16 protein-coding genes are annotated in these 11,262 nt (G+C 54.4%); 2 read left to right on the forward strand and 14 right to left on the reverse strand.

Annotated elements, in window-relative coordinates; genetic code table 11:
* Together RDN69_RS04655 and ispE are read right to left on the reverse strand one after the other, a co-directional pair.
* Positions 1–265, reverse strand: a 265-nt coding sequence (locus RDN69_RS04655) for a GntR family transcriptional regulator (protein ID WP_288218299.1), incomplete at its 3' end; no start/stop codon positions are given.
* Entirely contained in the window at positions 262–1,116 is an 855-nt protein-coding gene (ispE, locus tag RDN69_RS04660; RefSeq protein ID WP_024048620.1) for a 4-(cytidine 5'-diphospho)-2-C-methyl-D-erythritol kinase, read from the reverse strand. The genes ispE and RDN69_RS04655, both read right to left, overlap by 4 nt.
* A gap of 164 nt (positions 1,117–1,280) precedes the next feature.
* Between ispE and RDN69_RS04665 the strand changes: the two genes are divergently transcribed.
* Positions 1,281–2,285, forward strand: coding sequence for a YitT family protein (locus RDN69_RS04665; RefSeq protein WP_024048619.1), 1,005 nt, complete (start codon positions 1,281–1,283; stop codon positions 2,283–2,285).
* A gap of 43 nt (positions 2,286–2,328) precedes the next feature.
* Here the strand turns inward: RDN69_RS04665 and RDN69_RS04670 are convergent, their stop codons facing one another.
* From RDN69_RS04670 to RDN69_RS04715, 10 genes are all read right to left on the reverse strand, one after another.
* Complete coding sequence (locus RDN69_RS04670) at positions 2,329–3,006, reverse strand: thymidylate kinase (protein ID WP_024048618.1); 678 nt, start codon at positions 3,004–3,006, stop codon at positions 2,329–2,331.
* A complete protein-coding gene (locus RDN69_RS04675; protein ID WP_024048617.1) occupies positions 3,003–3,344 on the reverse strand; it encodes an arsenate reductase family protein in 342 nt (113 codons plus the stop codon). Before RDN69_RS04675 ends, RDN69_RS04670 begins: the two co-directional genes overlap by 4 nt.
* Complete coding sequence (locus RDN69_RS04680; protein ID WP_024048616.1) at positions 3,341–3,805, reverse strand: NUDIX domain-containing protein; 465 nt, start codon at positions 3,803–3,805, stop codon at positions 3,341–3,343. Before RDN69_RS04680 ends, RDN69_RS04675 begins: the two co-directional genes overlap by 4 nt.
* A 57-nt stretch (positions 3,806–3,862) precedes the next feature.
* A complete protein-coding gene (locus tag RDN69_RS04685) occupies positions 3,863–4,060 on the reverse strand; it encodes a hypothetical protein (protein ID WP_024048615.1) in 198 nt (65 codons plus the stop codon).
* Between the two features lie 83 nt (positions 4,061–4,143).
* Positions 4,144–4,719, reverse strand: coding sequence for an aminoacyl-tRNA hydrolase (gene pth, locus RDN69_RS04690; RefSeq protein WP_024048614.1), 576 nt, complete (start codon positions 4,717–4,719; stop codon positions 4,144–4,146).
* A gap of 9 nt (positions 4,720–4,728) precedes the next feature.
* Positions 4,729–5,682 carry a ribose-phosphate pyrophosphokinase gene (locus RDN69_RS04695; RefSeq protein ID WP_024048613.1) on the reverse strand — a complete coding sequence of 318 codons (954 nt, stop codon included), beginning with the start codon at positions 5,680–5,682 and terminating at the stop codon, positions 4,729–4,731.
* 13 nt (positions 5,683–5,695) lie between these two features.
* A complete protein-coding gene (glmU, locus tag RDN69_RS04700; protein ID WP_024048612.1) occupies positions 5,696–7,066 on the reverse strand; it encodes a bifunctional UDP-N-acetylglucosamine diphosphorylase/glucosamine-1-phosphate N-acetyltransferase GlmU in 1,371 nt (456 codons plus the stop codon).
* A complete protein-coding gene (purR, locus tag RDN69_RS04705) occupies positions 7,059–7,892 on the reverse strand; it encodes a pur operon repressor (RefSeq protein ID WP_024048611.1) in 834 nt (277 codons plus the stop codon). Before purR ends, glmU begins: the two co-directional genes overlap by 8 nt.
* A 285-nt stretch (positions 7,893–8,177) precedes the next feature.
* The gene (locus RDN69_RS04710) at positions 8,178–8,624 is read right to left on the reverse strand and encodes an OmpH family outer membrane protein (RefSeq protein ID WP_273259554.1); all 447 of its coding nucleotides are present in this window, start codon (positions 8,622–8,624) and stop codon (positions 8,178–8,180) included.
* A 91-nt stretch (positions 8,625–8,715) separates the two neighbouring features.
* Positions 8,716–9,321, reverse strand: a complete 606-nt coding sequence (locus RDN69_RS04715) for a cyclodeaminase/cyclohydrolase family protein (RefSeq protein WP_273259553.1) — start codon at positions 9,319–9,321, stop codon at positions 8,716–8,718.
* A gap of 120 nt (positions 9,322–9,441) precedes the next feature.
* Between RDN69_RS04715 and RDN69_RS04720 the strand changes: the two genes are divergently transcribed.
* On the forward strand, positions 9,442–10,284 hold the full coding sequence (locus tag RDN69_RS04720; RefSeq protein ID WP_288218300.1) for a DJ-1 family glyoxalase III: 843 nt from the start codon (positions 9,442–9,444) through the stop codon (positions 10,282–10,284).
* A gap of 75 nt (positions 10,285–10,359) precedes the next feature.
* Here RDN69_RS04720 and RDN69_RS04725 read toward each other — a convergent pair whose 3' ends face one another.
* Complete coding sequence (locus RDN69_RS04725; RefSeq protein WP_024048607.1) at positions 10,360–10,827, reverse strand: CBS domain-containing protein; 468 nt, start codon at positions 10,825–10,827, stop codon at positions 10,360–10,362.
* A gap of 51 nt (positions 10,828–10,878) precedes the next feature.
* Positions 10,879–11,262, reverse strand: a 384-nt coding sequence (locus RDN69_RS04730; RefSeq protein WP_288218301.1) for a site-2 protease family protein, incomplete at its 5' end; no start/stop codon positions are given.

Here is an 11,262-nt window from a genome sequence, read left to right on the forward strand (position 1 = left end):
CTTTCAGCGAGATGTCCGCGACATAGGTGCCGCGCCGCGGAATCATTACCACAAAACCTTCCGCTTCCAGTTCGCGCACCGCTTCTCGAATCGGCGTGCGCGAAACGCCGAGTTCATCCGCCAACTGCAGTTCCATTAAGCGCTCGCCGGGCTGTAAGGTGCCGTTTTGAATGGCTGTGCGCAATGTTTCCGCGACGAGTTCACGCAACGGGCGATACGCGTCCAAGTGGATCGGCGCCAACCGTTCATGCGTTCGTTTTTTCATCGATAACCGCCCCTTGTTTTAACTTGATAACTGCGCCAACCGCGCTGTTCCCGTTCGATTTGCCGCATCACGAAATGCGCTTCGCGAGCCGTCGGCACCGCCACGAAAAAAGCCGCGCCGGAGCCCGTCAGTGAATACGGGTAGCGCAGATCGCGCAAAAACTTGGAAAGTTCCTGTAACTTCGGTTCCAGCGGCGCGAGCAACGCCAAAAAATCATTACCCAAGCGTCGCCATACCATCTCGGGCCGTTGTCCCAACGCCGCAACCACGCCGGTCACATCGACCGTCCCCGCGAAGGATGTCGTATCGTACTTCGCGTACGCCTGCGCGCTCGCCACGCTGAGCGGCGGCATGACAATGACCAAATTCGTTTCGGGCAACTCCGGCAACGGCGTCAGCACATCGCCCTTTTCTCTGCCGCGAGCGCAACCGCCGAAAACGCAAAACGGCACGTCACTCCCGAGTCGGCCCGCCAACCATAACAGTTCCGCATCCGTCAAACCGAGTTGCCAAAATCGGTTCAGACCGCGCAACACGGCGGCCGCGTCACTGGAACCGCCACCGAGACCGCTGCCCGCCGGAATACGTTTATTGAGTTGAATCGCCACGCCTCGACGTTGGCCGACATAGCGACGCACCAACTGCGCCGCTTCCCATGCCAAATTGCCGGCGCCCAAGGGTAACGCTAAATCATTGCAACGAAAAATCAGTTCATCGGCCGGACTGAAAAAAACGGAATCGCTCAACGTGATGGAATGCATCACGGTATCGATATTGTGGTAGCCGTCCACGCGTCGGCCGGTAATGGCAAGTGCCAAATTAATTTTCGCGGGTGCCAATTCTTCTTGCATACAGTCACCTGCCTCTAGCAAAAATCAAGCGAATCAGATAAGATATAGGTGCTTACGGAAGATGGCATCGTCCGTAAGTGAATAGTATTTTGATAAATTCGTTTCCTATTTAGTATACTCGAATTTAGCGGCGCTTACAATGAGAACGCGCTGAAAGGGGCTTTATGCGTTCATTTCTACACACGCTTTTGATGGTCACAATCGGCTGCTTTATTTACGCAGTCGGTTTGAATATGTTTTATATTCCACATAATTTACTTTCGGGCGGGATTAACGGTGTGGCGGTCACCATTTACTACCTGACCGGCATTTCCTTCGGTATCGTCAACCTGGTCATCAATATCCCGATGATTATTCTGTCGATTTTGTATCTCGGCAAACGCTTTACCGGCATTACGATCTTCGGTACGGTCATGATGTCGGTCGCTGTCGATCTGCTCGCGCCGCTCTCGCAAACGATGTACATTCATGAATCCGTGTTGTCCGCGGTCTTCGGCGGCATCCTGCTCGGCGTCGGCTCGGGTCTGATGTATCGCTACGACGGCAACTCCGGCGGACTGGATGTCGTCGCGGCCATTGTGAAGAAAAAATATTCCCTGGAAATGGGCAGCGTTATCTTCGCCCTTAACGCCTGCATTATGGCGGCGAGCGCGATCATCTTCAACCTGGAGCTCGCGGTGCTGACTCTGGCGGGCATGTACACGCAATCGCTCGTCACCAATAAAGTGGTCATCGGTTTGAACCAACGCAAAACCGCCTATATTGTTTCCGAGCACGCCGATGAAATCGCCGACGCGATCATTCGCGAAGTCGGCCGCGGCGTGACAATTCTCTACGGCGAAGGCGCGTTTACCAAAGGAATGCGCAAAGTCATCTTTGTCGTCATCAACCTGACGCAGATCGCGAAAATCAAAAAGCTGCTTGACGAGATCGATCCGCACGCGTTTATGTTCATTACGCCGACGGCGGATGTCATGGGGCGTGGCTTTACCTCGCCGAAAACGCCTACCATTCCGCAGGAAGCGCAGTATTACCATGATGAGTTCGGTCGACTGATTCGCAAGAAAACGCTGTTCCCCGCCGAAAAACATCCGGTGCAAATCTCACCGCAAGCGGCCAACGTCCAGGAAGCGAGCCGCATGGTGCCGAAAGAACCGCCGGAAAAATAAAAATAAAAAAGAATCCCGCTCGGGATTCTTTTTTTATGCTTATTTAACGATTGCCCGTCACACACGCCAGTACCTTGGCGTGTATTTCTTCCACCGTCAACAAACGGTCACCGTCCGTGCAGCGGATCCGGACCCAGCCGTAGTGCGGCGCCAAAAGATCGTAGGCGGCATAGCAGCGCGCCAAATATTCACGATCCGCTTCATGGATATCGGTCGCTTGCGCGGCCTGATCTTTATTTTGCGTGCGCGCCGCCAGCAATTTTTCGGAAACGTCACGCGGAATATCGAGCAAAATGACGAGATCGGGACGCGGCAATTCGAGCGTGCCGTATTCAAACGCGTCCAGCCACTGTAAAAATTCACGTTTTTCTTTCGCGCTGCGCAACTTGGTCATCTGGTGCACCATGTTGGACGTCACGTAGCGATCGGCAACCACCGTGCCGCCCGCTTCATAAAACGCGCCCCAGTCGCTTTTATACGACGCGTAGCGATCGACCGCGTACAAGGTGGACGCCGCGTACGGGCTCACATCATCCGGATGCGCGCCGAATTCACCGGCCAGATACATGCGCACCGGCCCCGCCGCCGGACTCTCATAATTCGGAAAGGTGACGCTTTTGACCCGCTCGCCGCTCGCCGTAAGCGCTTCTTTTAACAGCGCCGCCTGCGTGGCTTTCCCGCTGCCGTCAGCGCCTTCAAAGACAATCAGACGTCCTTTCATTTTCCTTCCTCCCGCGCCATTTCCTGCCAACGTTCGGGAACCATGCCGCTCGCGACCTGCGTTTTCGTGCGCACAATGGGAAGTTCCAAGACCAGCGGTTCTTGCAACGCCAAAGTCAGCGGATCAAAACTTTCGCCCGGGCGCACCGCGGCGCGAAAAGCTTTGCTTTCCCGATCCAGCGGCAACGTTTTCAGGCGACTGCGAATATTTTCCAGTTCGCCGCGGCTGAGTCCTTTTTCCGTCAGGTCCCGCCATTGAAATGTGATGCGCCGTTCTTTAAAAAAGCGTAACGCGTGCTGCGTGGCGCGATTTTTTTTCGTACCGATAATTTGAATCATTTGTTTTCCCCCACCAGTTGCTGCGCGAGTTTCGCCGCCTGCGCCAACTGCGCCGGTCGAATTTGCGCGAGCGCTTTGCGCAATGACGCGTGCAACGGATACTCGGCGAGTTCTTCCGGGCGCACCCAGCGATACGCCAAATGTTCAAAGGAAAGGGTTACTTCCTCCGTATCGGCACGGCAAATAAACATGACGCCGGTCAACGGCCGCCCCAGGTGACGACGAAAATTCCACAGTCCGACCGGCCCTAAAATTTCCACGGCAAGACCGGTTTCCTCTCGGACTTCCCGCCGTAACGCTGCCGCGAAATCTTCGCCGAATTCCAAACCGCCGCCGGGAAATTCCCACGGATGACGGCCGGGACGGTCATTTTTTTGTAAGATTAAAATTCGTCCGCGGTGCCAAATGATCGCCTTGACGGACATGCCCATCGTCCGTTGGCGAGGCTGTTTTCGCTGCATGATTCTCCTTGTAAAAAAACGTCTATGCCATTCGGCATAGACGTTTCAGGTTACCTGCTACTTGCTATAATTAGCGACATAATCGGTTCCCAGTCGCACATATTGTTCGAGTACATTCGTAACGCGACGCAAAGCTGCGTGATTCAGTTGATGTAACGTTCGACCATGAGTGACGGACCGAATGAGCTCGCTGATTTCAAAACCGGTGTAGCCAAGTACCGCTAACTGATTTGTCAGTGTAGTAATCTTGCTCATGTTCCTACCTCCTTCATGCTTTCGCTACATATGTTCCTTTATGTAGTAGAGATAGTATAACCTAAACAAGAATAATTGTCAATTCAGCGCGCGCGTTTGAGCGGATTGAAACGATTCATCGCCAGATCCATGCCGAGCGTGCAGATGCCGACTGCCGCCTCGGCTGCCTGTTGAACCCCTTCCGCCATCGCTGCCGCGTCATCTTCCTGCGGACGCGCCAGCACATGATCAATGACGGTCCAGCCGGGTTGCGGCCGACCGATGCCGATGCGAACATGCGGAAATTGATCGGTGCCCAAATGCGCGATCACCGATTTCATCCCGTTGTGTCCGCCGGCGGAACCTTTGACCCGCAGGCGCAACTGGCCGACGGGCAAATCCATATCATCATAAATCACAATTACATCCGCCGGTGAAAGCTTGTAATAGCGCATGAGCGGACCGACCGCGTCACCGCTCAAATTCATGAACGTTTGCGGCATGACCAGCATCACCTTTTCACCGTCGACGTTAATCGTCGCGGTATGCGCCTGATGCTCCTCTTTCCAACGCGTCACGCCGTATTTTTCAGCGATCGCCGTGACCGCCATGAAACCGGCGTTATGACGCGTACCGGCGTACTTGGTGCCGGGATTTCCCAAGCCTACAATCAGCTGCAAAACAAACCCCTATTTATCAAACAGTTTGCTGACGGAAACGTTGTGGAAAATCCGCATGATCGCTTCGCCCAAGAGCGGCGCAACCGAAAGTTGCGTAATATTCGGCAGCTGTTTTTCCGTCGCAATCGGAATCGTATTCGTAATGATAAGTTCTTTAATATTCGATGCCGCCAGACGTTCTGTCGCCGGATCGGTCAGTACCGGATGCGTGCAGGCCGCGCGTACGGATTTCGCGCCGAAACGCTGCAATGCTTTTGCGCCTTCGACCAAAGATCCCGCGGTATCGACGATGTCATCGACGATAATACAGTTTTTGCCTTCGACGGAGCCGATCAGGTTCATTACTTCGGCCACGCCCGGACGCGGACGCCGTTTTTCAATGATCGCGATCGGCGCGCCGACACGGTCCGCCAAATCGCGGGCGCGAGTGACGCCGCCCAAGTCGGGCGAAACGATCATCAAATCCGGAATGTCCTGTTTGCGGATGTGCTTCGCTAAAATCGAAGCGGCCTTCAAGTGGTCTACGGGAATATCGAAGAATCCCTGGATTTGACCCGCGTGCAGATCAATCGTGACAAGACGGGTGATGCCGGAACGCTGCATGAGATCCGCCACGAGCTTCGCGGTGATCGGTTCACGACCGCGCGTTTTGCGATCCTGGCGCGCGTAGCCGTAGTACGGAACGACCGCGGTGATGTGACGAGCCGAGGCGCGCCGTAACGCGTCCGCCATGATGAACAATTCCATCAGGTTATCATTGGCGGGCGTACCCGTCGGTTGAATCAGGAAGACATCCGTCCCCCGCACGCTTTCATCAATCATGACCTGGATTTCACCGTTATTGAAACGACCGCAGAATGCTTTGCCGACAGGAATGCCGATATAGTCCGCAACCTCCTGGGCCAATTCCGGATGTGCCGTTCCGGTGAATAACTTCAGTTGTTTTCCTGTTTCGACTGACATGGTGTGATCTCCTTTATTTTGTCTCTTTTGCTTGCTTTACCCAATCTTCTTTGACAAATTGCCGAGCGCGCGCTACGGCAAGCGCCTTTGCCGGAACGTCTTTGGTAATCGTCGAACCCGCGCCGATATAAGCATTGCGGCCGATGACGACCGGCGCCACGAGGTTGCTGTTGCAGCCGACAAACGCTCCGTCTTCAATCGTCGTGCGATACTTCTTGTGACCGTCGTAATTCACGGTAATGGTACCGCAGCCGATGTTGACCCCGCCGCCGATATCGCTGTCGCCGAGATAACTCAAATGCGGCAGTTTGGTGCCTTCGCCGACAGTGCTGTTTTTCACTTCGACGAAGTTGCCGACTTTGACGTGATCCGCAATCTGCGTATGCGGCCGCAAATGAACGTACGGGCCGATCTCGCAACCGCTGCCGACGCTCGCTTCGTGCGCGTACGTGCGATGCAAATGCGAGTTGTCGCCGACCGTCGTGCGATCGAGTTCCGTATCCGGACCGATATGGCAACCGCTGCCGACAACCGTGCCGCGGCGCAAAATCGTCCCCGGCTCGAGAATCGTGTCTTGGCCGACACGAACGTCCGCGTCCACATAGGTGCGCGCCGGATCGATCAGCGTCACGCCCTGCGCCATCAGTTCCTCGTTTTTACGCTGCCGCAAAATCGCTTCCGCCTGCGCCAATTGCGCGCGCGAATTCACGCCGAGCGTTTCATCGCTGTCCGCGCAGGTCGCCGCCGTCACCGTTTCGCCGGCGCTGACCAGCAAATCAATGACATCGGTCAAATAGTATTCACCTTGCGCGTTGTCATTGGTAATCCGTTGTAACTGCGGCCACAGTTTACGGGCGTCAAAGCAGTACGTGCCGGTATTGACTTCCGTGACTTTTTTCTCTGCCGGCGACGCGTCTTTTTCTTCGACAATTTTACGCACGTTTTGCGCCGCATCGCGAATAATCCGGCCGTACCCCGTCGGATCGGCGAACGTCGTCGTCAAAATTGTCGCCGCCGCCTGCTGTCGGGTATGCGTCGCGATCAGTTCGCGCAGGGTCTCGGCGCGCAAAAGCGGTGTATCGCCGCAGATCACGAGCACCGTGTCCGCGTCTTGTAACGCCGCTTGCGCGAGCATGAGAGCGTGACCCGTTCCCAACTGTTCGGCTTGCTCAACGTAATGATACGCCGAACCGAGACGCTCGGCAACTTTATCGCCGCCAAAGCCGACAATCACGACCGCGTCGTCTGCGCCCGCCGCCTTCGCGGTCTGCAATACATGGGATACCATCGGTACGCCGCCGACTTCGTGCAACACTTTCGGTTGCTGCGATTTCATGCGCGTACCTTTGCCTGCGGCTAAAACCGTTGCCACAAGTTTACTCATTTATTTCCTCCTCCGGTTCCAACTGGGGGCGAATCCTGACATGCCGTTTTACTTCATCGACGCCTTCCAGCACCAGTAACGGCATATAGTCGCCGGTCATTTTTTCCCGCGGCTCCGCGGTGGCGACCAATACGCCGACACCGACGGTCTGTGAACCCGATTCGTAGACAAGCTCTTTCATACCTTTCGCGGTGCCGCCGGCCTTCATGAAATCATCGATGATCAACACCCGCTGATTCGGCGCGAGCGCCCGCTTGGTAAGCGACATCGTCTGAATGCGCTTGGTGGAACCCGAAACATAGTTAATACTGGTCGCTGATCCTTCCGTCACACGGCTGCCGCGCCGCGCGATCACCAGCGGTTTGTTAAATGCCCGCGCCACCATCATGGCCGGCAGAATCCCTTTTGTCTCCACTGTCATGATACAGTCCGGATGAACGGCGGCAAAGCGAGTCATAAAAATTTCTCCCACTGCCGACATCCACTGCCAGTCGTATAAAATATCCGACATGTACAAAAATCCGCCCGCGATAATCCGATCGCCGCTTTCGAGTTTCGCCGCCATGGTTTCCAGTACCTGATTGGCGGCGTGACCTGCCCGATACGGAATATAACGCACCCCGCCGGCCGCGCCGAAAACGGTCTCGAGCGACCCCAGTCGATACGCGTCAAAGGCGCGGCGCACGGACAACAGATCGTCGCTCAATGTCGATTTGGCAATACCGAAATAATCGCAAAAAAAAGACAAAGGGATCAGCTCATGCGGACGGTCCGCCAACATTTTAGTCAACGCCGCCATACGTTCGACACGTCGAAGTTTTGGCATGAGATCACCTCTCTTCTGTAAGTATAGAATAGCATACTCATCACTAATTTTCATCAAAAAGTAGAATGAATTTATATTTTTTTCGCGGAGTATTCGTACAATTACGAACGTTCGTATAATTTTGCACCCAAAGAATGGCGAACGTTCCGATTCGCGGAGAATAGTACGGTAAAAATAAGTGTCATATCCGGCGACAATTTTATTTTTATGTGTTCCCGCCGCGCCGTAAAAAATCGTATCTGCAAACGCAAAAAACCGGCCCGAAGGCCGGTTTAATGAGTCTGCTTATTTTTTTAATTTCGCTGCCACTTCCGGAGTTACGTCAACGACTTTTTCGTCTTTCGCTTTAGCGGCAATCTGAACCGGTTGCGCGAGGATAATATCGAGTTTCTGATCACGCAATACTTCTTGCGTCGCTTTGTTCAAATCTTTTTGCAACGCCGCGGTCGCTTTTTCACGATCCTTCATGTAGGACTGAATCAGGGCTTTGTATTTACCCTGCATCGCCTGCTGCTGTTCCTGCTGCGTTTTCATTTGGCCGAGGTCCGCTTCCATGGCTTTCAGCTGCGGCGCGTACTGCTGTTCCACTTTCTGCATCTGCTGCACCATCGGCGCATATTTCGGGCTGGCCTGCAACGCCATGTCGACATTCAACACACCGGTGCCTGCGGCGCACGCGCTCAATACCGTACCGGCCGCCAATACGGCCGTCATCATACTTGTTTTAAACATAGTGTTTCCTCCTTAGTTACTTCATAGTTACTATCTAGAAACTATGTATATTTTACATGAATTGACACTTCTTGCCAAGTCGACCGCGCGGTTACATGCGCCCGAGCAACTCCCGTTCCGCCTGCTCTGCTTGGTTTGCCAGCGTTTTTTGGCGCGTTATTAGAAGTTTTGTATACTCATTTTCGGGCATGTTTTTAATGTTGATGCGCACATTGTAGAGCGCTCCGCGTATCGCGGCGGCGGCAAACAAGACGGCCAGCTTTCCGTCCGAGCGCGCGCTCGCCACGCCCTTTTCCAAAACTTGCGCCGCCAGCGGAAAAATCCGCGCGCACGCCTCGGCCAAGGCCAACGGTACTTCCGCCGCCGCGCGCGTCGCCGCCTCATTTCGCGCCGCGCGGGAAGGATCGTCTTTGGGTAACCGCCAGGCGGCCACAAGCGCTCCGAACGCGTCGGCGTCTTTTTGAATATAACTCAAAATCTCGGCGCGTAAACCTTCCGCCTCGTCCCGCACCGCTTGCATCGCCTCATGCGCGTCGACATAACGTTCATTTTTCAGCGTCAGTTCCGCGACCATTTGCGCCAACGCGACGGCCTGCACCCCTACGAGCGCGCTGGCGCCGCCGCCGCCCGGTGTCGGCGCGGCGCTTGCCAAAGCGGCGGTGAATTCCGCCAGTGTCATTTGCGTGGGTTGATTCATAACGACTCCTTTACGTTTTCTTTTCAGTATGCCATGCCCTCTGTCCCTTGGCAAGCACGCGCGCGCGTCTGCTATAATTATTGTATAGATGTTACGATAGATTCGGAAAGGAGCGACACAATGAACAAATACATGGTTTTATTGAGCAAAGGTTATGAAGAAACGGAAGCGTTACTGGTGGTAACGTATTTGCGCCGCGCCGGCATCGATGTCGATACGATTTCGACAATGGACACGTTGGAAACCCTCGGCGATCACGATATCATGATCAAGGCGGATAAAAAATGGGATGAAATCCATCTCGACGATTACGCCGGCATCATTACGCCGGGCGGCGTGACCGGCTCGGAAACGTTGGCCGCCGATCAACGCGTCACCAAGGCGATCAAAGCGTTTCATGACGCGGGCAAACTGGTTGCGAGCATTTGCGCCAGCCCCATCGTTTTACACGCCGCGGGCATTGCCAAAGACATCGAAGGCGTGTGCTACCCGGGTATGGAAGAAGCCGTCGGCTTCAAAAAAGCGCATGAAGAAATCGTCTTTTTCGATCAAAACGTGCTGACGAGCCGCGGACCTTTGACCGCGCCCTTCTTCGCGTTGAAATTAATTGAAATCATCAAAGGCGAAGACGCGAGAAATGATGTCGCGGGACAGATTTTGTTGCCGCGCGTCCAAGAAGCCCTCGTCGGCATGGCGCAAGGCAAATGCGCGTGCGGTACGACGGAAGGCGGCGAAAGCTGCTGCTGCGGTCATCACAAACATGCAGAAGGCGGCTGCTGCGGTCATCACGAACACGCAGAAGGCTGCGGTTGCGACCATCATGAACACGCAGAAGGCTGCGGTTGCGGCCATCACGAACACGCAGAAGGCGGCTGCTGCGGTCATCACGAACATGCAGAAGGCTGCGGTTGCGGTCATCACAAACATGCAGAAGGCGGCTGCTGCGGTCATCATCATCATTGATCGGCGCGCGCCCGCTCACAATGTCATAAAAACAATAAAAAAAAGCAGCTCAACTGAGCTGCTTTTTTACTGTCTCTAAACGATCGGTAAATCACTCTCGCGCGCGATTAACTCTAAAATATCCGCGCGTGAAATCATGCCGACCAGACGTTTATCTTTCACGACCGGCACATTTTTCAAATGGTCCTCGACCATCATGTCCGTAACGGTATTGGAATCGGCATCCGGCTCGACGTACTCGACTTCTTTCGTCATGATTTCTTCGGCGCGCGTCGCCAACAATTTTTGAAATGTTTCTTCATATTGTCCGTAGCCGCTGTAGTAAAGGCTGGCTCCCAGAACATTGACGTATTGCGGTACGTGCGGGCGCACTTTTTTGTACAAGAGATCCCCTTCGGAAATAATCCCGAGCAATTCGTTATCATCGCCGACAACGGGAATCGCCGTTACCTTATTGCGGACAAATAACCGGATCAACTCGTGAATCGTCGTGTCTTTGCTGCAGGTCAAGACATATTTACTCATGATTTCAGCTGCTTGCATAGTCGTTACCTCCTCTTACGTATATATTCTCTTTCGTTCGCCGATTTCCTTTTATGCGCCGGTGAAAAGATACACGCCCACGCCGGATAACGCCGTGATCAGACCGTAAGCGATACCGATCAGCCAGCGTTTCGGCGCGCTGACGGTGAAGTATTGCTGCTGACGCAGGTCGTTACGCCGTGACCAGGTCTGCCGCGCCCGATAGATACCGAAAAATAAAATCAGGATCATCAGCGGACTGAACGTATACCAGGCGGCGACGGCCATCACAATCAGGCCGACCGCCCACACCCACGGAGAAAGGGCTGTGACGATGCGACCACCGTCAAGCGGCGACACCGGAATCATATTAAAGAGCGTAATGAAAAAGCTGAAGTAGGCGATGGCCTGCACCAGGCCGGAATGATTGACGATGCCCCAATACAGCGCGCACAG

This window comes from uncultured Negativicoccus sp., assembly GCF_902480485.1.
GTDB classification, from domain to species: domain Bacteria; phylum Bacillota; class Negativicutes; order Veillonellales; family Negativicoccaceae; genus Negativicoccus; species Negativicoccus succinicivorans.

Coding starts and splice junctions, on each gene's coding strand:
- ispE (WP_024048620.1), bottom strand. CDS start 1,116: ATGCAAGAAGAATTGGCACCCGCGAAAATTAATTTGGCACTTGCCATT.
- RDN69_RS04665 (WP_024048619.1), top strand. CDS start 1,281: ATGCGTTCATTTCTACACACGCTTTTGATGGTCACAATCGGCTGCTTT.
- RDN69_RS04670 (WP_024048618.1), bottom strand. CDS start 3,006: ATGAAAGGACGTCTGATTGTCTTTGAAGGCGCTGACGGCAGCGGGAAA.
- RDN69_RS04675 (WP_024048617.1), bottom strand. CDS start 3,344: ATGATTCAAATTATCGGTACGAAAAAAAATCGCGCCACGCAGCACGCG.
- RDN69_RS04680 (WP_024048616.1), bottom strand. CDS start 3,805: ATGCAGCGAAAACAGCCTCGCCAACGGACGATGGGCATGTCCGTCAAG.
- RDN69_RS04685 (WP_024048615.1), bottom strand. CDS start 4,060: ATGAGCAAGATTACTACACTGACAAATCAGTTAGCGGTACTTGGCTAC.
- RDN69_RS04695 (WP_024048613.1), bottom strand. CDS start 5,682: ATGTCAGTCGAAACAGGAAAACAACTGAAGTTATTCACCGGAACGGCA.
- glmU (WP_024048612.1), bottom strand. CDS start 7,066: ATGAGTAAACTTGTGGCAACGGTTTTAGCCGCAGGCAAAGGTACGCGC.
- purR (WP_024048611.1), bottom strand. CDS start 7,892: ATGCCAAAACTTCGACGTGTCGAACGTATGGCGGCGTTGACTAAAATG.
- RDN69_RS04710 (WP_273259554.1), bottom strand. CDS start 8,624: ATGTTTAAAACAAGTATGATGACGGCCGTATTGGCGGCCGGTACGGTA.
- RDN69_RS04715 (WP_273259553.1), bottom strand. CDS start 9,321: ATGAATCAACCCACGCAAATGACACTGGCGGAATTCACCGCCGCTTTG.
- RDN69_RS04720 (WP_288218300.1), top strand. CDS start 9,442: ATGAACAAATACATGGTTTTATTGAGCAAAGGTTATGAAGAAACGGAA.
- RDN69_RS04725 (WP_024048607.1), bottom strand. CDS start 10,827: ATGCAAGCAGCTGAAATCATGAGTAAATATGTCTTGACCTGCAGCAAA.